This is a genomic window from Mesorhizobium sp. M1004 (assembly GCF_040318795.1).
Taxonomy (GTDB): domain Bacteria; phylum Pseudomonadota; class Alphaproteobacteria; order Rhizobiales; family Rhizobiaceae; genus Mesorhizobium.
In genome coordinates, this window is the sequence record NZ_JAMYNB010000002.1 from 44,211 (window position 1) to 67,496 (window position 23,286).

The 23,286-nt window shown below is 63.8% G+C and carries 21 protein-coding genes; 11 read left to right on the forward strand and 10 right to left on the reverse strand.

The features are described 5' to 3' along the window. The first annotated feature begins 4 nt into the window (after window positions 1-4). Window positions 5-766, forward strand: a complete 762-nt coding sequence (locus NKH54_RS04500; protein ID WP_352626431.1) for an SDR family NAD(P)-dependent oxidoreductase — start codon at window positions 5-7, stop codon at window positions 764-766. Window positions 767-953: 187 nt separating this feature from the next. Continuing rightward, window positions 954-2,357 (forward strand): MATE family efflux transporter, encoded by a 1,404-nt coding sequence (locus NKH54_RS04505; RefSeq protein ID WP_023693102.1) that lies wholly within the window; start codon window positions 954-956, stop codon window positions 2,355-2,357. Between the two features lie 232 nt (window positions 2,358-2,589). On the opposite strand, the gene NKH54_RS04510 is transcribed toward NKH54_RS04505, so the two are convergent. Further along, window positions 2,590-3,024, reverse strand: a complete 435-nt coding sequence (locus NKH54_RS04510; RefSeq protein WP_155921645.1) for a MerR family transcriptional regulator — start codon at window positions 3,022-3,024, stop codon at window positions 2,590-2,592. A 69-nt stretch (window positions 3,025-3,093) separates the two neighbouring features. Here NKH54_RS04510 and NKH54_RS04515 point away from each other — a divergent pair, with 69 nt between their 5' ends. Further along, window positions 3,094-5,355 (forward strand): heavy metal translocating P-type ATPase, encoded by a 2,262-nt coding sequence (locus NKH54_RS04515; protein WP_023671271.1) that lies wholly within the window; start codon window positions 3,094-3,096, stop codon window positions 5,353-5,355. Window positions 5,356-5,506: 151 nt separating this feature from the next. On the opposite strand, the gene NKH54_RS04520 is transcribed toward NKH54_RS04515, so the two are convergent. The 8 genes from NKH54_RS04520 to speB all read right to left on the reverse strand — a co-directional run bounded on the left by NKH54_RS04520 (window position 5,507) and on the right by speB (window position 12,694). Further along, window positions 5,507-6,310, reverse strand: a complete 804-nt coding sequence (locus tag NKH54_RS04520) for an ABC transporter permease (RefSeq protein ID WP_023671272.1) — start codon at window positions 6,308-6,310, stop codon at window positions 5,507-5,509. Next, window positions 6,307-7,161, reverse strand: coding sequence for an ABC transporter permease (locus tag NKH54_RS04525; RefSeq protein WP_023742279.1), 855 nt, complete (start codon window positions 7,159-7,161; stop codon window positions 6,307-6,309). Before NKH54_RS04525 ends, NKH54_RS04520 begins: the two co-directional genes overlap by 4 nt. Next, entirely contained in the window at window positions 7,158-8,195 is a 1,038-nt protein-coding gene (locus tag NKH54_RS04530; RefSeq protein WP_023695892.1) for an ABC transporter ATP-binding protein, read from the reverse strand. Before NKH54_RS04530 ends, NKH54_RS04525 begins: the two co-directional genes overlap by 4 nt. A 95-nt stretch (window positions 8,196-8,290) precedes the next feature. Beyond that, complete coding sequence (locus tag NKH54_RS04535; RefSeq protein ID WP_023671275.1) at window positions 8,291-9,379, reverse strand: ABC transporter substrate-binding protein; 1,089 nt, start codon at window positions 9,377-9,379, stop codon at window positions 8,291-8,293. A 68-nt stretch (window positions 9,380-9,447) separates the two neighbouring features. Further along, window positions 9,448-10,095, reverse strand: coding sequence for an amino acid ABC transporter permease (locus NKH54_RS04540; RefSeq protein ID WP_353027766.1), 648 nt, complete (start codon window positions 10,093-10,095; stop codon window positions 9,448-9,450). After that, window positions 10,092-10,748 (reverse strand): amino acid ABC transporter permease, encoded by a 657-nt coding sequence (locus NKH54_RS04545; protein WP_023671277.1) that lies wholly within the window; start codon window positions 10,746-10,748, stop codon window positions 10,092-10,094. The genes NKH54_RS04540 and NKH54_RS04545 overlap by 4 nt, the downstream gene beginning before the upstream one ends. Window positions 10,749-10,754: 6 nt before the next feature. Beyond that, window positions 10,755-11,549 carry a transporter substrate-binding domain-containing protein gene (locus NKH54_RS04550; RefSeq protein ID WP_352460783.1) on the reverse strand — a complete coding sequence of 265 codons (795 nt, stop codon included), beginning with the start codon at window positions 11,547-11,549 and terminating at the stop codon, window positions 10,755-10,757. Between the two features lie 83 nt (window positions 11,550-11,632). Continuing rightward, window positions 11,633-12,694 carry an agmatinase gene (gene speB / locus NKH54_RS04555; RefSeq protein WP_023714542.1) on the reverse strand — a complete coding sequence of 354 codons (1,062 nt, stop codon included), beginning with the start codon at window positions 12,692-12,694 and terminating at the stop codon, window positions 11,633-11,635. A gap of 212 nt (window positions 12,695-12,906) precedes the next feature. On the opposite strand from speB, the gene gcvA reads away from it, so the two are divergent. From gcvA to NKH54_RS04595, 8 genes are all read left to right on the forward strand, one after another. Beyond that, window positions 12,907-13,875, forward strand: a complete 969-nt coding sequence (gene gcvA / locus NKH54_RS04560) for a transcriptional regulator GcvA (protein WP_023671280.1) — start codon at window positions 12,907-12,909, stop codon at window positions 13,873-13,875. Window positions 13,876-14,044: 169 nt separating this feature from the next. Beyond that, window positions 14,045-15,349, forward strand: coding sequence for a nicotinate phosphoribosyltransferase (gene pncB, locus NKH54_RS04565; RefSeq protein ID WP_023683568.1), 1,305 nt, complete (start codon window positions 14,045-14,047; stop codon window positions 15,347-15,349). A 191-nt stretch (window positions 15,350-15,540) separates the two neighbouring features. Further along, window positions 15,541-16,983, forward strand: a complete 1,443-nt coding sequence (locus NKH54_RS04570) for a hypothetical protein (RefSeq protein WP_023700438.1) — start codon at window positions 15,541-15,543, stop codon at window positions 16,981-16,983. A 152-nt stretch (window positions 16,984-17,135) separates the two neighbouring features. Next, on the forward strand, window positions 17,136-18,440 hold the full coding sequence (locus NKH54_RS04575; RefSeq protein WP_023683566.1) for an ABC transporter substrate-binding protein: 1,305 nt from the start codon (window positions 17,136-17,138) through the stop codon (window positions 18,438-18,440). Window positions 18,441-18,599: 159 nt separating this feature from the next. Then, a complete protein-coding gene (locus tag NKH54_RS04580) occupies window positions 18,600-19,481 on the forward strand; it encodes a branched-chain amino acid ABC transporter permease (RefSeq protein WP_023683565.1) in 882 nt (293 codons plus the stop codon). Further along, the gene (locus NKH54_RS04585) at window positions 19,478-20,440 is read left to right on the forward strand and encodes a branched-chain amino acid ABC transporter permease (RefSeq protein WP_023683564.1); all 963 of its coding nucleotides are present in this window, start codon (window positions 19,478-19,480) and stop codon (window positions 20,438-20,440) included. The genes NKH54_RS04580 and NKH54_RS04585 overlap by 4 nt, the downstream gene beginning before the upstream one ends. Then, window positions 20,437-21,162, forward strand: a complete 726-nt coding sequence (locus tag NKH54_RS04590; protein ID WP_023683563.1) for an ABC transporter ATP-binding protein — start codon at window positions 20,437-20,439, stop codon at window positions 21,160-21,162. The genes NKH54_RS04585 and NKH54_RS04590 overlap by 4 nt, the downstream gene beginning before the upstream one ends. Continuing rightward, window positions 21,159-21,896, forward strand: a complete 738-nt coding sequence (locus NKH54_RS04595) for an ABC transporter ATP-binding protein (RefSeq protein WP_023683562.1) — start codon at window positions 21,159-21,161, stop codon at window positions 21,894-21,896. Before NKH54_RS04590 ends, NKH54_RS04595 begins: the two co-directional genes overlap by 4 nt. Here NKH54_RS04595 and NKH54_RS04600 read toward each other — a convergent pair whose 3' ends face one another. Then, window positions 21,897-23,264: a sodium:proton antiporter gene (locus NKH54_RS04600; RefSeq protein ID WP_050588706.1), complete on the reverse strand. Its 1,368-nt coding sequence runs from the start codon at window positions 23,262-23,264 to the stop codon at window positions 21,897-21,899. Window positions 23,265-23,286: the final 22 nt, after the last annotated feature.

The following is a 23,286-nucleotide window of genomic DNA, read 5'->3' on the forward strand; positions in this document are numbered from 1 at the left end:
ATTCATGATCCTTAGAGACCGCATCGCCGTGGTGACGGGCGCCGGTTCCGGCATCGGCCGCGCCGGCGCCATGATCATGGCCAGGGAAGGCGCTGTGGTGGTCATCGCCGACTGGGATAAGGCCAGCGGCGAGACGACAGCGGCGGACATCCGGGCAGTGGGCGGGCAGGCCGAGGCGATTGTCACCGACGTCTCTGACGACGCGGCGGTCGGACAGCTCATCACCGGCACGCTCGGCAAGTATGGCCGCATCGACATCCTGCACAATCACGCCGGCATCCAGGTCGGCGGCACGCTGACCGAGGTCGAGGTCGATGGCATGGATGCGTCCTGGCGCATCAATGTACGGGCGCAGTTCCTGTCCGCGCGGCTGGCCATGCCGGCGATGGTCGCGCAAGGCGGCGGCGTCATCCTCAACACGGCCTCGAATTCCGGCGTGTTCTACGACCGCGAGATGATCGCCTACGCGACGTCGAAACATGCGGTGGTGGCGATGACCAGGCAGATGTCGCTCGACTATGCCCGGCACAATGTGCGCGTCAACGCGCTCTGCCCGGGCTGGGTCGACACGCCTTTCAACGAGCCGTTCATCGCCCAGATGGGCGGGCGCGAGGCGATCGAAACCTATGTCCGCACCAGGATTCCGATGGGGCGCTGGGCGAGCGCCGAAGAGATCGCCGAAGCGATCCTGTTCCTCGTCTCCGACCGCTCATCCTTCATGACCGGCCAGGCGCTGGTGATCGACGGCGGCGAAAGCATCGGTTGATCCAAGGGCGGTCGGTAGGAATGGTTCCCGCCTCTGGCTCAATCGCCGGCTGCCCGTCGTCCCTTGCCTTCATGTCGCATTTCGTCCAATAGAACGACGCAAACGCCGCGAAACCGAAGGTTTTGCCGTTTGGAAGTGCGGCTTCCGGCCTCGTTGCCGACGCGCCGCAACCGGAAAGAGCAGGACAATGTCTGCGATCGAAGCCGGCGCTCGTGCGCCGGAAAATCTTTGGCGTCAGGAAATCAGGGCGACGCTGGCGCTGGCCTGGCCGATGGTGCTCACCAATCTCGGCCAGACCGCGATGACCGCCACAGACGTCATGATGATGGGTCGTCTGGGCGCCGATACGCTGGCCAGCGGCGCGCTCGGCGCCAACCTCTATTTCATGCCGCTGATCTTCGGCCTCGGCCTGATGCTGGCGACCTCGCCGATGATCGCCACCGAGCTTGGCCGCCGGCGCTATTCGGTGCGCGATTTGCGCCGCACCGTGCGCCAAGGCCTGTGGCTGGCGATCCTGATCTCGATCCCGATCTGGGTCGTGTTGTGGCATGGCGAGGCCATTCTGCTTGCCATGGGCCAAGAGCCGGCATTGGCGCATCAGGCCGGCATCTATCTGCGCTGGTTGGAATGGGCGGTGCTGCCTTTCTACGGCTATATCGTGCTGCGTTCCTTCATCTCGGCGCTGGAGCGGCCGGGCTGGGCGCTGATCATCGTCTTCGTCGCCGTCGCCTGCAACGCCTTCTTCAACTGGGTGTTCATGTTCGGCAATCTCGGCGTCACCTCGATGGGCATTGCCGGTTCGGGGCTGGCGACCACGCTGTCGAGCACGCTGATGTTCTGCGGCCTGGCAGCCGTGGTGATGCTGGAGAAGAAGTTCCGCCGCTACCGCCTGTTCGGCCGCTTTTGGCGCTCCGACTGGCCGCGTTTCAAGGGTCTGCTGCGGCTCGGCATGCCGATCGCCGGCATCCTCGCCTTCGAGGTGACGATCTTCAACGCGGCAGCCCTGCTGATGGGCCTGATCGATGCGGACTCGCTGGCCGCGCACGCCATCGCAATCCAGATCGCCTCGATCTCCTTCATGGTGCCGCTCGGCCTCAACCAGGCCGTCACCGTGCGCGTCGGGCTGGCCCATGGCGCAGGCAATCCGGCAGGCGTTTCGCGCGCCGGCTGGACCGCCTTCGTCATCGGCGTCTCGTCCATGGCGCTGATGGCGCTGGTGATGGTGCTGTGGCCGCATCTGTTGATCAGCGCCTTCATCGACATGACCGATCCGGCCAATGCCAGGGTGATCGCGCTGGCCGTGTCGTTCCTTGCCTTTGCGGCGCTGTTCCAGATCTTCGACGGCGCGCAGGCCGTTGCCGCCGGCATGCTGCGCGGCCTGCACGACACCAAGGTGCCGATGATCTATGCCGCCATCGGCTATTGGGGCATCGGCCTGCCGCTCGGCGTGCTGCTCGCCTTCCATTTCGGCCTGCACGGCGTCGGCATCTGGATCGGCCTGGCGTCAGGTCTGGCCGTGGTGGCGGTGCTGCTCCTCGCGCGCTGGCTGCGGCGCGACCGCATAGCACCGCCGCTTGTCTTTGGGCATTGACGGCGAACCAAGCGGTCCGCCAACTGCCCGAAGCAGTCACTGCAGAGCAGATGTCTGGTATCGCTTTGGGCCGAAAGCTGCCGGTCGGCTTGCGACGCGCAGGTTAAATAGCGGACCATGCGAAAACGCCCCTGGCAGAGTACTTCAACGGCGGAACTCCTGAAATTGCGTCAGTCGCAATCGAGGTCTTCCCATTGTTGGAAATGGAGACCAAGGTGGCCACATGGAGCACTTAAATACGCAAACATTTGTGCTCGTGTCGACATTGATCATGGTCGGCCAAAACCTCGATCACCCGGCATTCGCCGACTCTACCATGGCGGCAGCCTTCAACCATCAGCTCGAGCTCGGCCTGCAAGGCTTTCAGGCTGCGGATACGCTGCGCAACGTCGGCGAGCCGTGCTTGGGCAATGGCGTCAGCAGTTGCACAAGGCTGTAAAGGGTTATCCTGCAAATCAAGTAGAGTGCGGATCGCTTCGATATCGAAGCCCAGTTCGCGGGAATGGCGAATAAACGCTAACCGGCGCAAGTCGCCACCTTCATATTGACGGCGGTTGCCGTCACTTCGCGCTGGCGCGGCAAGCAACCCTATCTGCTCGTAATAGCGAATGGTCGGTACTTTCACGCCGCTTTGGCGGGCGGCTTCGCCAATGGTCACTCCATTCAGCATATTTCGCTTGCTCCTCTAGTCGCTAGAGGATGTAGCGTCGCAGTCAAACGATACAAGAGGAATGTTATGACCGCGCTTCAAGCACAAACCCGTTATCGCGTCGAAGGCATGGATTGTGCCGGTTGCGCCACCAAAATCGATAAGGCGGTACGTCGCATCCCTGGCGTCGAAGATGTCAGCGTGTCCGTCACCGCCGGCACCATGACGGTCAGGCACACGCCCGAGAGTGACCTCGCCGAACTTGAAAAGAAGGTGACTGGCCTCGGCTACACGGTTGCCGAACTCAAGGTAAAGGGAAAGGTCGGGCTGGACGGGGCAGAGCACCATCACAATGACCACGACGATGCGGGCGACTACCATGCGGGCCATGCTCACGCCAGCCACGATCAGGTCAGCGAAAGTCAAGATGACCGCGAGGAGGGAATAGAGGGCCTTCACGGGCACGACCGCGCGCCAACCTCGGGGCCGTGGTGGAAGAGTCCCAAGGGTCGCCTGACGATCGCCAGCGGCGCCGCGCTGGTCCTTGCGTTTGCCATTCACTATGTGTGGCCGGCGTCCGGGGTGTGGGTCTTTATCGCGGCCATGCTGGTTGGCCTGGTGCCTATCGCCAAACGGGCCGTCATGGCCGCCGTCGCAGGCATTCCCTTCACCATCGAAATGCTCATGACCATAGCGGCCGTCGGTGCGGTCATTATCGGCGCCGGCCAGGAAGCTGCCACTGTGGTCTTCCTGTTCCTTGTCGGTGAGCTTCTCGAGGGCGTTGCCGCCGGAAAGGCGCGCTCGAGCATTCAAGCGCTGACCACGCTGGTCCCGAAAACGGCCTTCATTGAAAAGGGCGGCAAGACGCGCGAGGTGCCGGCCGAAAGCCTTGAAGTAGGCGCCATGATCATGGTGCGGCCGGGTGACCGGATTCCCGCCGATGGCGAGATCACCGAGGGTGAGAGCGCGATCGACGAATCCCCGGTGTCAGGCGAGAGCGTGCCGGTGCGCAAATGCGTCGGCGACAAGGTTTTCGCCGGCACCATCAATGGCGACGCTGTTTTGCGCATCAAGGTCACCGCCGTTGCCTCCGATAACACCATCGCGCGCGTCGTCAAGCTGGTCGAGGAAGCCCAGGAGAGCAAGGCGCCAACTGAGCGGTTCGTCGACCGCTTCTCGCGCTGGTACACGCCTGCTGTGGTCGGCGTGGCCGCGATGGTGGCCGTGGTTCCACCTCTCGTTTTCGGCGGCAACTGGAACGAATGGATCTACAAAGGCCTCGCCCTGTTGCTCATCGGCTGCCCCTGTGCCCTGGTCATCTCGGTCCCGGCGGCAATCGCCGCGTCGCTCTCGGCTGGCGCCAAGCGCGGCCTACTGATGAAGGGCGGGGCGGTCCTCGAGGTTCTCGGCAAGGTCACCGCCGTGGCGCTTGACAAGACCGGCACGCTCACGCTCGGCAAGCCCCAGGTCACCGACGTGGTTTCTTTCGGAAAATCGGAGGCCGAAGTGCTGCGTCTTGCTGCCGCCTTGGAGACCGGCTCAAGCCATCCGCTTGCCATCGCCATCCTCGCAAAGGCGTCTGCAGACAAGGTTCAGGCTCCGGCCGTGTCCAAAGCGCAGGCTCTAGGTGGCAAGGGGGTCAAGGCGAACGTGGAAGGCACCGAAGTTTTCCTTGCATCGCCACAGGCGGCCGAGGATACGGCGAAGCTCACTGAGGTTCAAAAGTCTCAAATCGCCGCGCTCAATGACGAAGGCAAAACCGTTTCGGTCGTCCTCGTCGACAACAAGGTGGCGGGCGCCATTGCAATGCGTGATGAACCGCGCCCGGACGCTTTCGCTGGTCTCAAGGCGCTGACGGATTCCGGCATTAAGACCATCATGCTGACGGGCGACAACAAGCGGACAGCTGCCGCGATCGGCAAGCAACTCGGCATCGAGGTCCGCGCCGCGCTACTGCCAGAAGACAAGCAGCGTATTGTCGGAGAGCTGAAGGGAGAGGGCCTCATTGTGGCCAAGGTCGGCGATGGCATTAATGACGCGCCAGCCCTTGCGGCCGCCGATGTTGGTATTGCGATGGGCGGCGGCACTGACGTGGCTCTCGAAACCGCTGATGCAGCGGTGCTGCATGGCCGTGTCGGCGACGTTGCCGCGATGATTGCGCTGTCGAAGGCGACCATGGCCAACATCAAACAGAACATAACCATGGCCCTCGGCCTCAAGGCCGTCTTCCTCGTGACCACGGTCTTGGGAATCACCGGCCTGTGGCCGGCGATCATGGCCGATACCGGCGCGACCGTGCTGGTGACGGCCAATGCCATGCGCCTCCTGCGTTGGAAAGGGGCAGCATGACGGCGGTGCCGCACCATGTGCTAGACTTGCGAAATGGCTGGTGCACACCGGCTTCGCCGCACCAGCCATATCGCTGAAGATCAAGCAGGCCTGGGCCGGGACGGCCCGTACAGGCGACGCGATCGAGGGGTGCTGTTACAAATGATTGCGCTCAGCTCCCGTCCGACGACATCGCGCCGAGCAGCCGGCGTATATCGCCGAACCTGGCGATCGAGCCGAACACCAGTGCCGCCACCGCCACGAAGAACACCGAGACCGAAGCCATGGTCGGCGTGTAGCCGTAGCGCAGCGCGTTGAAGATCTTGATGGGCAGCGTCTCGGTGGTGAAGCCGATCGTCATGTAGGCGACGATGTATTCGTTGAGCGACAAGACGAAGGCGAAGGCGTAGCCCGAGACGAGGTAGGGCAGGATCAACGGCAGCACCACGGTTTTCAGCACTGTGCGGTCATCGGCGCCCATGGTCGCCGCGGCCTCGACCAGCGAGCGGTCGATCGAGGCAAAGCCGAGCGACAGCGTCACCAGCGGCAGCGTCACGAAGAAGATGGCGTGGCTGATTATGGCGGTGAAGAACTGGCCGAACAGCCCGACCGTCGCCCAGAAGGAGAGGAAGCCGAGCGCGGTGATGACCGGCGGCAGGATGAAGGGGGCAAGCCCCAGCACCTGGAAGATGTTCGCCCATGGCGCGATGCGCCGCCACAGGAACCAGGCCAGGGGCAGCGCGACCGCCACGGCAATGGCTGCCGAGCAGACGGCCAGCGTCACCGAATGGATCAGCGCCAGCCGCCATTCCGGATCGGTGAAGATCTGGGCGTACCAGGCGAGCGAGAAGCCGACCGGGGGGAAGCTGAGCTCCTGCCGCGAATTCACCGACACGCCGGCGACGACGATCAGCGGCGCCGCCAGGAACAGCGCGACGATGGTGAAATAGACACGGCGCAGCAAGGTCGCGGTCATAGGGCGTTCTCCCTTCGTCCGACGAGCAGCGTCAGTCCGACCAGCGCCAGCGAGATCAGCACCAGGAACACCGCCATCGCGGCTGCGAACGGCATGTTGGACTGGTAGATCGCCTGGTCGGTGATCAGCACCGACAGCGTCCAGTGTTGCGGGCGTCCCAGAATCTGCGGTAGCAGATAGGAGCCGAGCGCAAAGACGAAGACCATGATCAGCGTCGCCACGATGGTGTTGCGCAGCGCCGGCGCGACGACGTTGAAGAAGGCCCGGATAGGCGAGGCGCCGAGCGTGCGCGCGGCCTCTAACAGAGTCGGATCGAGGCGGACCAAAGCGGGGTAAAGCACCAGGATCGTATAGGGCAGCGCCTGGTAAACCATGCCGGTCAGCACCGCGCCGAAGGTCGGCAGCAGCGCCACCGGCTTGTCCATCAGCCCGATCGCCACGAACAGATTGGTGATGCCCGCCGTGCGCGAAAACAGCGTCGACCAGGCAAAGCCGATGATGACTTCCGACAGCGACAGCACCGACAGCAGGCCGACCAGCCATAGCGTCTGCACGCGGCGCGGCCGGCGGGTCAGGAGGTAGGTGAAGGGGAAGGCGATGGCCACGCAGCAGACGGCGACCAGCACCGCCAGCAGCAGCGAAAAGCCGAGCACGCCGCCGAAGAACACCGACAGGAAGCGGGCGTAATTGTCGAACACGAAATCCGGCGTGTAGAAACCGGACGGGTTGCGCTTGAAGAAGCTCACCGCGATCATCGTCGAGAAGGGCACGACGAAGAAGACTATCAGCATCAGCGCCGGAAAGAACAGCGGCGTGTAGTCGGCTAGCGACTTCGGAGCCTCGCGTCTCATGCGCCGAGCACCACGCAGCTGCCGGGCGGCAGCGTTACGCCGACCTTGGCGCCGACCGGCACGTCATGCCGTTCGCGCGGCGTCGTCACGGCAATGATGCTGGTGCCGCCGACATCGACGAAGGTCTCGATGGTGCCGCCGAGATCGCGAACGAAACTCACCTCGCCGGTAATGGCCGAGCCGCCGGGGCTGCCGAGATGCACATCCTCGGGGCGGACCGATACAGACGCTTTAGTCTGACCCGCCGGCATGGCAAGACCTGGAATGGCTGTGCCCAGAATGGTGGTACGCCCGGTGCTGTCGATCTCGGCCGGCAGCAGATTGGTGATGCCGATGAAGTCGGCGACGAAGGCGTCGGCCGGCTTGCGGTAGATCTCGATCGGCGGCGCCGCCTGCAGGATCCTGCCGTGGCCCATGACGACGACGAGGTCGGCCATGGTCATGGCTTCGCGCTGGTCGTGGGTGACGACGATGGTGGTGATGCCTAACCGCTGCTGCAACTGGCGCAGTTCCACCTGCATGGCCTCGCGCAGTTTGGCGTCGAGCGCCGACAGCGGCTCGTCGAGCAGGAACAGTTTCGGCGACAGCGCCAAGGCCCGTGCAATTGCCACGCGCTGGCGCTGACCGCCCGACAGTTTGGCCACCGGGCGGTCGGCAAAGCCGGTCAGATGGATGAGGCCTAGCAACTCGTCGACGCGCTTCTTCTGCTCCTCCTTCGAGGCGCCGCGAATGCGCAGCGCATAGGCGATGTTGTCGCCGACAGAGAGATGCGGAAACAGCGCCAGCGACTGGAACACCATGCCGAGATTGCGCTTGTGCGTCGGCAAAGGCGTGATGTCCTCGCCGTCGAGCACGATGGCGCCGCTGGTCGGCTCCTCCAGTCCGGCAATCATGCGCAGCAGCGTGGTCTTGCCGCAGCCCGATGGGCCGAGCAGACACACGAACGTGCCATGCGGCACGTTGAGCTGGACATTGTCGACGGCGGCGAAGTTGCCGAATTTTTTGGTGACGGCGTTGATATCTAGTCCGGACATGCTCATCCCTCTCAGGCTGTGCGCTGGAGCAATTCCAGGAAATGGCCGCCGGAGGAAATCCGGCGGCCGATCAGTTTTCAAGCGGAACGGGCGGCTCAGCCGACGATCAGCTCGGTCCACTTCTGGTTGATCCAGTCGGCCTTCGACGTATAGAGGTCATAGCGCGGGATGATCGGATCGATATCCGACGACACCGCGGCGAACTCTTCCGGCTTGAGGTCGAGCACCTCTTTCTTCAGCGTCGGCGTGGTGCCGACCTTGCGCGACATCAGACCCTGCATCGACGGCTGGCTCATATAGTCGATGAATGCATGCGCCTCGTCGACCTTGGTCGAGGCGCGCGACAGCACCCAATTGCCGGAGTCCTGGATGCCGCCTTCCTTCGGGAAGGTCGAGCGGACATGGAAGCCGTCGGCGACCGCGAGGCCGGTGACGTCGTGATAATACTGGCCCATCGGGATCTCGCCCGACTTCAGCGCCTGCTCGAACTGCGCCTCGTCGCGATACCACAGCCGGACATTCGGCTTGAGCTCGGCGAGCTTTTCGAACGCCTTGTTCAGTCCGTCCTCGGTGTCGAGCGCATTGGTGCCGCCCATGAAGGTCTTGGCTGTCACTTCGAGCAGGAACGAGTTCGAGGCAAGTGCCAGAAGGCCAAGCTTGTCCTCATTGGCCTTGTCCCACAGCGTCTCCCATGAGGTCGGCGCATCTTTGTAGACATCGGTGTTGGAGACCAGCGTGATCCACCAGGCGACGGCGCCGATGCCGGCAACGCGACCATCCGGATATTTGTTGACGAAGCGCGGCAACAAATCGTTGTAGTGCTTGAACTTCGACGTATCGAGCGGCGTCCACAATTCGGTCGACTGGCCCTTTAGCGTCGAGGTCTGCGACATCATCGAAAGGTCGGCCGGCGCCTGGCCGGCCTTGGACGCTTGTTCGAGCTGCACCAGCCAGGCTTCGCCGGTCGGCTCGGCGACCGATTCCACTGCAATGCCGGTGGCCTTGGTAAAATCTGGGAAGACGTGCTCGTCAAAGGATTTCTTGAAATAGCCGCCATAGACGCCGACCTTCAGCGACTTGTCCTGCGCGCGCAGGATCGACGGCATGGCCAGCACGCCGGCTGTAGCGAGGCCCGCACCAAGCACGCCGCGCCGTGTCAGGGATTTTCCAATCAGTCTGTTCATCTGGTTTCTCCTCAGTTGATGCCGTTCTATTCCGGCAGGTTCCCTTCACGCACTGTCGCCGCCTGGCGTCAGTGGGCCGCCGCTCGTTGTTCGAGCGTACGGGCGTATTGCGTCAGTGGAAAGCACATGACGAAGAAGATCAGCGCCACCAGCCCGTAGACCTTGAACGGTTCGAAGGTGGCGTTGTTGATGGCGTTGGAGGTTCTGACCAGCTCCTCGAAGCCGATGATCGAGGTCAGCGCCGTCGATTTGATCAACTGCACCAGGAAGCCGATGATCGGCGCCCTTGTGATCGAGAAGGCCTGCGGCAGGATGATCAGCCGGAGCTCCTGCAGACGGTGCAGGCCAAGGCTGGCGCCGGCGTCCCACTGCCCGCGCGGCAGCGCATCGACGCCGCTGCGCCAGATCTCGGCCAGATAGGCGCTGGCGAAGAAGGTCAGGCCGAGCACGGCGGCAGTCCATGGCTCGATGCGCAGGCCGAGCATCGGCAGGCCGAAGAACATCAGGAACAGCTGCATCAACAGCGGCGTTCCCTGGAACAGGGCGATGTAGCCGGAAGCGACCCGCTGGCTCCATTTATTCTCTCCGATCCTGAAGAACAGCACGATCAGCCCGACCAGCGCGCCGCCGACAAAGGCCGCCAGTGACAACAGCACCGTCCAGCGGGCGGCGAGCAGCAGATTGCGAACGATGTCCCAGAAGGTGAATTCGATCATGTGACACCTGCCCCCAATACGCGGCGCCCGCCTGTGACCAGCAGCCGGCGCAAGGCCATGGACAGGACGAGGTAGACCAGGGTCACGACGAAATAGGTTTCGAAGGACCGGAAGGTGCGGGCTTGCAGCATGTCGGCCTCATAGGTCAGCTCGCGCACGGCGATCTGCGACACCACGGCCGATTCCAGCATCATGATGACGATCTGGCTGGTCAGCGCCGGGTAGATCACCTTGAGCGCCTGCGGCAGCACGATCTTGATGAACACCTGGCGCGGTCTCAAGCCCAGTGCAAGCGCTGCTTCCGTTTGTCCGCCGGGCACGGCATCGAGACCGGCGCCGACGATTTCAATGGTGTAGGCTGCCATGTTGAGCGTCATTGCCAACATGGCTGCCAGGATCGGATCGAGCCTTATGCCGAGGCTGGGCAGGCCGAAGAAGATGAAGAACAGCTGCACCAGGAACGGCGTGTTGCGCATCACCTCGACATAGACCGCGATGGCGCGCTTCACGAATACCGGGCCGTTGCGCCGGCCGGCAGCGCCCAGGATGCTGAGCAGCGTGCCCACGAGCGTGGTCACGACGATCAACAGGATCGTCGTGGCCGCGCCGCGCGCGATGTCGCCCACAGCACCTGGGAGCCAGGCAAAAGCCACGAGAACTCAATCCTTGAGGTTGTCGGGATTGAGCGGCGTCTTCAGCCAGACCTTCGAGCTCTCGTCGAGCTTGCCGTTGGCCAGCATCTTGGCAACCGCATCATTGACCGCCGTCTTCAGCCGGTCCTCTTTTTTGTTGAGGCCGATATGCGAAGGCGAGGTCAAGAGCTGGAACTTCTGCTCCGGCTTCAGCGCGTCCTGCTTGGCCAGCACCTGGGCGCCGACATCATTGCCGACCACCATCAGCTGGGTCTGGCCGGAGATGAAGGCCTGGATGACGGAATTGTAGTTGTCGAAGCGCTTGATGTCGGCCGATGACGGCGCCGCTTCGGTCAACGACGTATCCTCGAGCGTGCCGCGATTGACGGCGATCGACTTGTCGGCGAGATCTTCCTTGCCTTTGATCGAAAGCGCTGCCGGACCGATGACGGCGATGTAGTAGGGCGCATAGGCGGCGGCGAAATCGATCACCTCCTCGCGCTCCTTGGAATAGCCGACGCTCATCAGGATATCGACGCGCTTGTCGGTGAGATACGGGATGCGGTTCTGGCCGGTGACGCTGACCAGATTGAGCTTCACCTTGAGTGAATCGGCGATCGCCTGCGCGACGTCGACGTCGTAACCCTTGATGCTCATATCGGCGCTGGCCGAGGAGAAGGGTGGAAAGTCGGAGAAGATGCCGACATTGATGGCGCCGGCCTTGGTGATGTCGTCGACGGCGTCGGCATTGGCCGGGGAGGCGAAGCCGAGGCCGGCGAGCATCAGCGCGGCGGCGATGGTTGATTTCATTTGGATTGTCATTGGTATTCCCCTTCTGGAAGCTTGTTTGTTTTGGAAACGGCCGCCGGCTCCAGCGCGGCGGCCGCCTTTGCATGTGAAATCCGTCAGGCCCCCTTGCCGGTGATCGCCGGGCTGAACACCATCAGGCTCAGGATCTCGAACAGGACCTGGGCGCCGACATGGGCGGTGTTGGTGGTCGCGTCATATTGCGGCGCCACCTCGACGACATCGCCGCCGACAATGTTGAGACCTTTCAAGCCGCGCAGCAGTTCGAGCACCTCGCGCGTCGTCAGGCCGCCTATTTCCGGCGTGCCGGTACCCGGCGCGAAGGCCGGATCGACACTGTCGACGTCGAAGGAAATGTAGGTCGGGCCGTCGCCGACTATTCTGCGCGCCTTCTCGATGATGGCCGGAATGCCGAGACCCGTCACCTCTTCGGCATGCACGACCGTCATGCCGGATTCATAGGTGAACTCCCACAGATACTCCGCCGAGCCGCGGATGCCGATCTGGATGGTGCGGGTGGGGTCGAGCACGCCGTCCAGCACCGCGTTGCGGAACGGTCCGCCATGATGGAACTTGGTCATGTCGAACAGCCCGCTTGTGTCGCAATGAGCGTCGATGTGGATCATGCCGACCGGCGCCTTTTTGCCGACCGCCTTCAGGATCGGATGGCTGATCGAGTGGTCGCCTCCGACCGAGAGCGGCAGCACGCCGGCATCGACGATCTGGTTGGTGCGGCGCTCGATATCTTCGTGGCTGACCTCCAGCCGGTAGCGGCTGCGGAACGGCGTATCGCCGATGTCGGCGACGCGCAGCTCATGCGTCGGCGCGCATTCCAGCACATGATTGTAAGGGCCGATGCGCTCGATGGCGCGCAGCGCCCTTGGCCCGAAGCGCGAGCCGGGCCGGTTGGTGACGCCGAGATCCATCGGCACGCCGATGATCGCCACCTGCAAATCGCCGAAATCCGGATTGTCGGCAGCGATTTCACGGTAGGGCGCGGCGAGGAAGGTGGGGATGCCGGCATAGGGCGCCAGCCTTGTGCCGCTCTTGGAGAAGATCTTGTCCGCGACCTTGCGGAACTTCGGGTCGAACATCTCGCCGCCATGGCTCTCGCCATACTTGCGGCGCAAGGCTTCCAGCTTGCCTCTGTCATAACCCATGTCGGTCTCCTCCTGCGGGCTGATGCATGCGGCCGTGGCGACATCTGCGAACTGACCATCATCCGGCCGGGTCGCTGTCCCGCTGGCTGCCTGTAGATTTCACGTCATTGATGCTGTTGACCTGCCAAAGTGTCCGGCAGCCGCATTGAAAAATCAATTGATATTGTTACGGTGCTGATTGTGAGAAAATCTCACAGAGTATCCGGTTGCTCATGGCCAAGCGTCTGCCCCCCTTGAATCCCTTGCGCGCCTTCGAGGCGACGGCGCGGCATGCCTCGCTGACCAAGGCGGCGAGTGAGCTCAACGTCACCCACGGCGCAATCAGCCACCAGATCAAGGCGCTCGAGCAATCACTCGGCGTAAAACTGTTCGAACGCACCGGACAGCGGGTAAAGCTCACCCCGCACGGCGCCGAATTGCTGCCGGCGGTCTCGACCGCCTTCGACGGCATCGCCGCCGCCACCCAGCGCATGACCAGGCCAGCCAGCGCCGGTACGCTGTCGGTCTCCTGCGTGCCGGCGCTGCTGCTTCTGTGGATGACGCCGCGGCTCGGCAGCTTCATGGCGCAATATCCTGATATCAGGTTGACGCTGATCCCGTCCAACGACCCCAAGGACATCCGCGCCCCACAGGTCGATGTCTGCGTGCTCTATGGCGACGGCAGCTGGACCGATTGCTGGATGCGCAAATGGTCGGGCCTCGAACTGTTCCCGGTGGTCAGCCCGACGCTGATCAACAACCGGCCGCTCCGCATCTGCCGGGATCTTGCTGGCCATGTCATCCTGCATGGCGATGATGGCCGCGAATGGCACACCTGGCTGGCCGCCGCCGATGGGCTCGACCTCGAACGTGGCCGCCGCCACCATCTCGGCGACGCCCGTACGGCGATCGAAGCCGCGGTGCACGGACATGGCGTGGCTCTCGGCGATTCCGTCACCGCCAGCATGCTGCTCGCCAGGGGCCTGCTGGTGGCGCCGTTCAGCCTGTCGGTGCCGGCGGTCGATGATTTCTACGTCGTCTGCCGCAACGAGATGCGTTCGGCGCCTATCGTGCAATTGTTCGTCGACTGGCTGTTTGCCGAAAAGGAACAGGCCGACAGCCGGGCCGACGCGCCGGTGGCCGGCCGCATCGGCAGCCGCAGGAAGCGTCCGGCGCTGCGGGTGGTGGGCGCCAAGAGTTGAGGCTGGACCTGAGCGGCTGCTTTTTGTCGGGCCAGCCCGGAAAGCGGGAGGCGCTTTCAAAAATTCAATGCTAATAAGCTCTTGCCCGGCAATTCCAGGAAAACTGTGCGGCGGTTTCCCGTCCGGAATTGCGTAAGAAAGACGTGAGCAGCGAAGGCGACGGCAGGACATGGCAAGAACCGATATAGCGCGGCGCGTCTACAACCACACCTGGAAGCTGGACCCGATCGTCCGCAGCCTGCTCGACACCGATTTCTACAAGCTTCTGATGCTGCAGATGATCTGGGGCATGTACCCCAAGGTCGACGCCACCTTTTCGCTGATCAACCGCACCACCTCGGTGCGCCTGGCCGACGACATCGACGAAGGCGAATTGCGCGACCAGCTCGACCATGCCCGCACGCTGCGCTTCTCCAAGAAGGAGATGATCTGGCTTGGCGGTAACAATTTCTATGGCCGCAAGCAGATCTTCGAGCCGGAATTCCTCGCCTGGCTGGAAGGTTTTCGGCTGCCCGACTACGAGCTGTCCAAGCGCGACGGTCAGTACGAGCTCTCCTTCAGCGGTCCCTGGATGTACACCACCCTGTGGGAAATCCCGGCGCTGGCGATCATCAATGAGCTTCGTTCCCGCGCCGCCATGCGCGCCTTCGGTCCCTTCGCGCTTGACGTGCTCTATGCACGCGCCAAGGGGAAGATGTGGGCCAAGACCGAACGCTTGAAGGCGCTGCCCGGCATCCGCATCTCCGATTTCGGCACCCGCCGCCGCCATTCCTTCCTGTGGCAGCGCTGGTGCGTCGAGGCGCTCAAGGAAGGCATTGGCGAAGCCTTCACCGGCACCTCGAACGTGCTGCTGGCCATGGACAACGACCTCGAAGCGCTCGGCACCAACGCGCATGAATTGCCGATGGTTTTTGCCGCCCTTGCCAAGTCGGAAAAGGAATTGAAGGAATCGCCCTACAAGGTGCTGCAGGACTGGCAGCGCTATTACGGCGGCAACCTGCTGATCGTGCTGCCCGACGCTTTCGGCACCGCATCCTTCCTGCGCGACGCCCCGGACTGGGTCGCCGACTGGACCGGCTTCCGCCCCGACAGCGCGCCGCCGATCGAAGGCGGCGAAAAAATCATCGACTGGTGGCGCGAGAAGGGCAAGGACCCCAGGCAGAAGCTGCTGATCTTCTCCGACGGTCTCGAGGTCGAAACCATCGAGGAGACCTACAGGCACTTCAAGGGCAAGGTGCGCATGTCCTTCGGCTGGGGCACCAACCTCACCAACGATTTCGAAGGCTGCGCGCCGACCGAAACCAACAGCCTGGATGCGATATCGCTGGTCTGCAAGGTGACGGAGGCCAATGGCCGGCCGGCGGTGAAGCTGTCGGACAATCCGGCGAAAGCGACGGGCGACAAGAAGGAGATCGAGCGCTATCTCCGGATTTTTGGGGCGAAGGACCGCGTGGAGCAGCTGGTCAAGGTTTGAGGGTCGGCGGGTGCCTTGCTGGACGAAATGGAAATCGCGATAGCGTGAGTTGCCGCCCACCCCCCTCTGTCCTGCCGGACATCTCCCCCGCAAGGGGGGAGATTGGCAGCATCGAGTACCGCGCCTCTTTCTTTACCCTTGAAAGTTGGCGAAAGCCCCGGCGACATCCAATCTCCCCCCTTGCGGGGGAGATGGCCGGCAGGCCAGAGGGGGGTGTGAAGGATCGCGTCAGGCTGACATATGTCGCCTGCTCCCCCACCCTCACACTCCTCCCCACCCCTGCCTTCGCCCACGCCTCCGACCGCGGCCACGTCCTCCTCCTCCCGACCGGCTACTACATCGCCGGCGGCGCGCTTGCCGTCGCGGTAAGCTTCCTCGTCCTCGCCCTGCTGCCACCCGCAACCCTCGACCGCTTCTGGCGCCGCCGCCTGCCGCTCTTCCCATTCGCCGACACCCCTCGCACAATCATCAGCCTCATCTCCTTTGCCGGTTTCGCAACGCTCATCGCCGCCGGCCTGTTCGGCAGCCGCGACCCGCTCTCCAATCCGCTGCCCCTGACCATCTGGACGCTGCTCTGGGTCGGCCTTGCCATCGCGCAAGGCCTGTTCGGCGATGTCTGGTCGTGGCCGAATCCATGGTATGGCCCGTGGCGGATCGTAAGCCGCCTGTTCAAGCTTCGTGGCGGTGAGGGACAGAAATTGCGTTTGCCTTCATGGCTCGGCTGCTGGCCAGCCGTTATCCTGTTCTTCGCCTTTGCCTGGTTCGAGCTGATCGACCCGGCGCCCGACGACCCGGCGCGGCTGGCCTATGCCGCCGGCCTCTACTGGTTGCTTACCTTCATCGCCATGCTCGCCTTCGGCTACCGCGATTGGAGCCGGCGCGGCGAATTCCTGACGGTGTTCTTCGCCATGGTGGCGCGCTTCGCCATCGTCGAGCGCAATGAACACGGGCGGCTCGCTCTCTGCTGGCCGGGCTCAAAACTGCTCGGCGCGGCACCCCTGCCGGCAAGCGGCATCGCTTTCCTGCTGCTCAGCCTGTCATCGGTGTCCTTCGACGGCCTGTCGAAAACCTTCTTCTGGCTCGGCCTGTCCGGCATCAACCCGCTGGAATATCCCGGCCGCACCGCGCTCATCGGCATTAGCAGCTTCGGCCTCGTGCTGACCTTCGTTCTGCTGGCGGCGGCATTCCTGCTGGCCGTCATCCTCGGCCAGCGCCTCGCCGGCAGCCGACATTCCCTCCGCGAGGCCGCCAGGCTGCTGGTGTGGTCGATCGTGCCGATCGCGCTCGCCTATCATGTCGCGCACTATCTGACGGCGCTGCTGGTCGACGGCCAGTATGCGATCGCCGCTCTGTCCGACCCGTTCGCGCTGGGATGGAACCTGTTCGGCGCCGCCGACATGCAGATCGAGGCCGGCATCGTCGCCGGGGCCCACTCCGCCTGGTGGCTGTGGAACCTGCAGGCCGGCATCATCATCGCCGGCCATATGCTGGCGGTGCTCGTTGCCCATGGACTGGCCTGGCGACTGCACCAGGTGCCATCGCGCGCCGCCCTCAGCCAGTTGCCGCTCACCATGCTGATGATTGCCTACACGATCTTCGGCCTGTGGTTGCTTGCCACGCCGACGGCCGGATGAGACAAGCTGATCAACATGCCTTTGCGGAAAGCCCGCTTGCAAGCTCTGTGCTTTGGTGATTTAGTTTGTACACATGCAATTTCTGCCCCTCCTGCAAGGGAGTGGCCTTGCCTCGTTACAGACAGTCAAAACTCAAAAACAGGGGAACTGCCGTGACTGACAAGAATGGGTTTTTCGATCTCTCCAAATCCACCCTTAGCCGCCGCACCGCGCTGAAAGGTCTCGCCGCCGGCGCCGGGCTGACGCTCGCGCCCGGCTTCGTCCGCTACAGCCAGGCGCAGAGTTCGGCGCCAATCAAGATCGGCTTCCAGTCGCACCGCACCGGCATCGGCGCCGCCTATGGCCGCTGGTACGAAAAGACCAGTGCCGCCGCGGTCAAGGCGATCAACGATGCCGGCGGCATCAACGGCCGGCCGGTCGAACTGGTGATCGAGGATGACGGCACCGATCCCGGCCGTGGCGCCGAAGTGGTCGGCAAGTTCGCCACCCAGCACAAGACCGACATCGTCTTCGGCACGCTGTTCTCGCATGTCGTGATCGGCTCGGCGCCGGCCGCCGGCGAAAACAAGATCCCTTATTTCGTCGTCAGCGAAGGCCACCATGTCGCTTCGACCAAGCTCAACCGCTACGTCTTCCAGCCCGGCATCACCGATGTGAAGAGCCAGATCCAGTCGATGGCGCCATGGATCGCGGCCAATGCCGGCAAGAAGGTGACGCAGATCTTCCCGGATTTCGCCTTCGGCTACGACCATCGCGACTACCTGCCGCCGGCGCTGAAGGCGCAAGGCGCCGAGGTCATCGCCCAGATCGCCATCCCGCCGACAGAGTCGTCTTTTACGAAATACTTCCCGCAGATACCGGCCGAGACCGAAGTCATCTACCACGTGATGGTCGGCCCGGCCGTGCTCACCTTCGTCAAGGAACTCGGCGAGTTCTACGGCTCCAACCGGCCGCAGCTGTTCGGCTTCATCGATTCGCTCGAAGCCACCGACATCAACAGCCCCGGCCTCGAATTCCTGGACGGCAGCCATTTCTGGGAAGGCTCGCCGCGCTATGCCCAGGCCAATGACTCGGCCGCGCAGAAAGCCTACCGCGCCGCCGTTGGCATCGACGAAAATGGCGCTGCCGTCGGCGACCCCAAGGACGTCTCCACCGCCGCCCACATGTTCGGCTGCTGGGAGACGCTCTATGTCGTCAAGAAGGCGATGGAAGACGCCGGCTACAAGGGCCTGGAAGACCGCGCCAAGCTGGTCGAGGCGACCGAGGCGCTGACCGAATTCGCCGAAGGGCCGGAGCATCCGCAGGGGCCGAAGACCTTCAACGGCAAGATCCACCAGTGTTTTGGCATCCAGAACATCTCCAAGGTCGAAGGTGGCAAGCTGAATGTCGTCCACAAGACCAAGATCGAGGACGGGCTTTACGAGGCCGAAGGGGATTATACGACGCAGGCGCTGTGAGGCGCCTTACCCTCCCCCTTGTGGGGAGGGTCGGCACGCAAGCTTCGCACTTTTGCGAAGCTTGCGAGACGGGGTGGGGGTCGCGACGGCCCGTGCCCAACCCCCACCCGACCGCTGCGCGGTCACCCTCCCCACAAGGGGAGGGTAAGGGCGCCCTGAATGCATTTCGGACCCCATCTCCTCCTCGCCGCCCTCGAAGGCCTTGTCACCTCAGCCGTGCTGGCGCTGACGGCGCTTGGGCTGTCGCTGGTGTTCGGCGTCATGCGCGTCGTCAACGTCGCCCATGGCGAGTTCTTCATGCTGGGCGCGGTGCTGGCCTGGGCGATCTCGACGGCGATACCCGGCCATCCCACGCTCGGCTTCCTGGCGGCGCTGGTGATTGCGCCGCTGATTGTCGGCGCCATTGCGCTGGTAGCCGAGCGGCTTGTGCTGCGGCGGCTCAATTACAATCCGGAAGCCACCATCGTCGCCACGATCGGCATGCTCTACATCATCCAGCAGCTGGCGTTGAGCTTCTATGGCCCGGAAGCCCGCCCGGTGGAGCCGCCCTTCAGCTACCGCATCCTTTTGCCCTGGTTCGGCTATTCCGGCTACAAGCTGTCGATCATTGCCGCTTCGGCCCTTCTGCTCATCGCCACCTGGCTGGTGCTGACGCGCACCAAGATCGGCCTCATCATGCGCGCCACCCAATATGACAGCGAGACGGCGCAGGCCTTCGGCATTCCGGTCGCCCGCGTCTATGCCGGCGTCTTCGCGCTCGGCGCCATGCTGGCGGCCATCGCCGCCGTGCTGATCGTGCCGATCAGTCAGGCGCACTACCTGATGGGGCAGGACCCGCTGCTGTTGTCCTTCATCGTCGTCATCATCGGCGGCCTCGGCTCGCTGCGCGGCACCGTCGTTGCCGCCGTGCTGATCGGCCTGTCCGATGGCATCATCTCGGTGTTCTTCTCGCCGACTTTGGCCAAGATCATAGCCACGCTGCTGGTGGCCATGGTGCTGGTGTTCAGGCCGCAAGGCCTGTTCGGGCAGGCGCCGCGATGAGCGAAGCTTCGCCGGCAAAAGCGTATGCATTGCATATCGGCGCCATCGCGCTGCTGTTCGCCCTGAGCTTCGTCCTGCCGGATTATCATCACGGCCTGCTCGCCCGCATCATGGTGCTGGCGGTGTTCGCCATGGGCTACAACATGCTGTTCGGCTATGTCGGCCTGCTCAGCCTCGGCCACGCCATGTTCTTCGCCGCCGGGCTCTATGGCGCTGGTCTCGCCGTCATCCATCTCGGCTGGAGCGTGCCTTTGGCTTTCCTCGCCGGTATCGCCTGCGGCGCGCTGCTGGCACTTGTGATCGGCCTGCTGGCGCTGCGCACCACCGGCGTCGCCTTCATGATCGTCACCATGATGTTCGCGCAGGTGTTTTACCTCACCATCCTCTATTTCGCCGCCTGGACCGGCGGCGACCAGGGTCTGGTGGTGCCGCAGCCGGCGCGGGTTCTGGCCTTCGGCTCGACATCGCTCGACCTCACCAACCCGACCGTGCGCTACATGAGCGCGCTGGCGCTGTTCTCGGTCGTGCTGCTGATCACCCTCGCCATCGTCCGCTCCCGCTATGGCCGCGTGCTGGTCGCGGTGCGCGAGAACGAGGAGCGCACGAAAATGCTGGGCTACGACACCTTCTCCAACAAGCTGATCGCCGTCGTCGTCTCCGGCACCATCTGCGCCGCCTCGGGTGCGGCCTATGCGCTGCTGTTCGGCTATGTCGGCTCGAGCTTTGCCTCGGTGCAGTATTCCATCCTGCCGCTGCTCTGGGTGCTGCTCGGCGGCGCCGCCACGACGCTGGGCGCGCTGCTCGGCACGGTGTTCATGTACTATGTCATCGACACCGCCAGCGGCTACACCTCCGCCTATCTCCTGATCGTCGGTATTGCGCTCATCCTGCTGGTGCTGTTTTTCCCCAAAGGCATTCTGGGCACCATCCGCCAGCGCTGGCTCGGGTGGCTGCCATGATGCCGTTGCTGACCACCAAAGGCCTGGCGCGCAGTTTCGGCGGCCTGCGCGCCGTCGACGGTGTCGATTTTCAGCTGATGCCGGGCGAGATCCGCGCCGTCATCGGTCCCAATGGCGCTGGCAAAACCACCTTCGTCAGCCTGGTCAGCGGCCGCATTCAGCCATCGTCCGGCATGATCGTCTTCGACGGCGCCGACATCACCAGCCAGCCGGCCTATCTCAGGGTGCGCCGGGGCATCGCCTACACCTTCCAGATCACCAGCGTCTTCGCCAACCTCTCTGCCTACGATAATGTCGCGCTGCCGGTGCAGCGCACGCTGACCGATGCCCGCTCGAAAGGTGCGGTGCGCACCGGCGTCATGGCCGCGCTGGAACGCACCGGACTGGCCGGCCGCGCCCATATGCCGGCCGGCCAGCTTTCCTACGGCCATCAGCGCCTGCTGGAAGTGGCAATGGGCCTGGCGCTGAAGCCGCGGCTTTTGATCCTCGACGAGCCGACGCAAGGGCTGGCCGACAGCGAGATCGACAATTTCATCGAACTGGTGCGCGAGATCGCCAAGAGCGCCACCGTGCTTTTGATCGAGCACAACATGCCTGTCGTCATGCAGCTGGCCGACCGCATCACGGTCTTCAACGCCGGCAGGATCCTGGCCGAAGGCACGCCCGAACAGGTTCGCGCCAACACACAGGTGCAGGAAGCCTATCTGGGGACGGCGCCATGAGCGAAGCCCCCAAGACTGAAGCCCACGAGACTGAAGCGCTGACTATCTCCAGGCTCGACTGCTTCTATGGCGAGGTTCAGGTGCTCTATGGGCTCGACCTAGTGCTCAACAAGGGCGAGGTGCTGTGCCTGTTCGGTCGCAACGGCGCCGGCAAGACGACGACGCTGAAAGCGATCATGGGGCTGGTTCGGTCGAGCGCCGGTTCGATCCGGCTCGCCGGCAAGGAGTTGACCGGCCTGGCGGCGCATGAGGTGCCCAAGGCCGGCGTCGCCTATGTGCCCCAGGGCAGGCGGCTGTTCGCCGAGATGACGGTGGCGGAAAACATCGAGATCGGCCTGATGGCGCGCGGCAAGGGAAGAGCGACGCGCGAGAGCGTGCTCGACCTCTTCCCGCTGCTGCGCCAGCGGCTGCGGCAGCGCTCCGGCACTTTGTCCGGTGGCGAACAGCAGATGCTGGCCATGGCCCGCGCGCTTTGTCTGGAGCCGCAGGTGCTGTTGCTAGACGAGCCGACCGAAGGGCTGATGCCGTCGATGATCGCCAAGATCCGCGAGACGGTGGTGAAGCTGCGTGAGCTAGGTGTCTCCACCATTCTGGTCGAACAGCGCGTCGACGCCGTGCTGTCGGTCGCCGACCGCGTCTGCTTCATCGAAAACGGCCGCAACCGCGAGACCGTCGATGTCGAGCAATTGCGCGCCGACCCATCGGCAGTCAGGCGCTATGTCGGCGTCGGCTGATCAGCCGAAAAACAGGAACCCGGCGATCAAAAAGATCGGGATCAGCACCAGCCCTGACCATGCCATGTAGCCGAAGAAGCCCGGCATCTTCACACCGCGGTGTCGGGCGATGGCGTAGACCATGAAGTTGGGTGCATTGCCGATATAGGTGTTGGCCCCCATGAACACCGCGCCGGCCGAGATCGCGGCCAGCGTCGAGGCCGCCTCCGTCATCAGGTGCCGCGCGTCGCCGCCTGCGAGTTCGAAGAACACCAGATAGGTCGGCGCATTGTCGAGGAAGGACGACAGCCCGCCGGTCAGCCAGAAATAGGCGAGATCATTGGGCTGCCCGGTGGGTGACGTCACCAGCGCGACCAGCGGCGCCAGCGCGCCGTCATGGCCGGCGCGAAGGATGGCAATGACCGGCACGATGCAGATGAAGATGCCAGCAAACAGTTTCGCCACCTCCGCGATCGGGCCCCAGGTGAAGCCGTTGGCCTCGCGATGGCTCTTGAGTGACACGACAAGCGACAGTCCGGCGAGCCCCAGGATAATGGCGTCGCGCGCCAGGTTCTGCAGTTCGAGGCTCACGCCCAGCACTGAAAAGCTCACGCCCGGCTTCCACGCTGCCGACAGCAGGATCGCGGCAATGACGCCGGCCAGCAGCGGCAGATTGGCCAGGCCGCGAAGGCGCACCTTCGTATCCGGCGTCGGATCCTTGATCTTCGGCGCGCCGCCTTCACGGCGATGCAGCATGATGTCGATGGCCAGGAAGACAAGCAGCACCAGGCCGCCGGTAAACAGCGTCTCGCGCCAGAGGTTCGCCGACGTCCAGAAGAAGTCGACGCCGCGCAGGAAGCCGACGAACAATGGCGGGTCGCCCAAGGGCGTCAACGAGCCGCCGATGTTGGACACCAGGAAGATGAAGAAGATGACGACATGGGCGTTGAACTGCCGGTTGTCGTTGGCGCGCAGCATCGGCCGGATCAGGATCATCGAGGCGCCGGTGGTGCCGATCACCGAGGCCAGCATCGCCCCGACGAGCAGCAGCCCGGCATTGACCAGCGGCGTGCCATGGATGTTGCCGGCGACAAGGATGCCGCCCGAAATGGTGTAGAGCGCGAACAGCAGGATAATGAAGGACATGTATTCGGTGAGCAGCGTGTGCAGCACGGCTTCACCGGCTACCGGAACGCCGAATGCAACCATCAGCGGGATGACCGCCAGCGCTGCCCAGCCGGCGGCGATCTTGCCGTAATGATGCTCCCAGACATAGTGGAACAGCAGCGGTCCGGTGGCGATCGAGAGCAGCAGGCCGGCGAAAGGCAGCGCCCACCACAGCGACATGGCAGCATCGGGCAGGCCGCGGGCCTCGGCCGCGAAGGCCATTTGCGGAGACACAGCGGAAGCG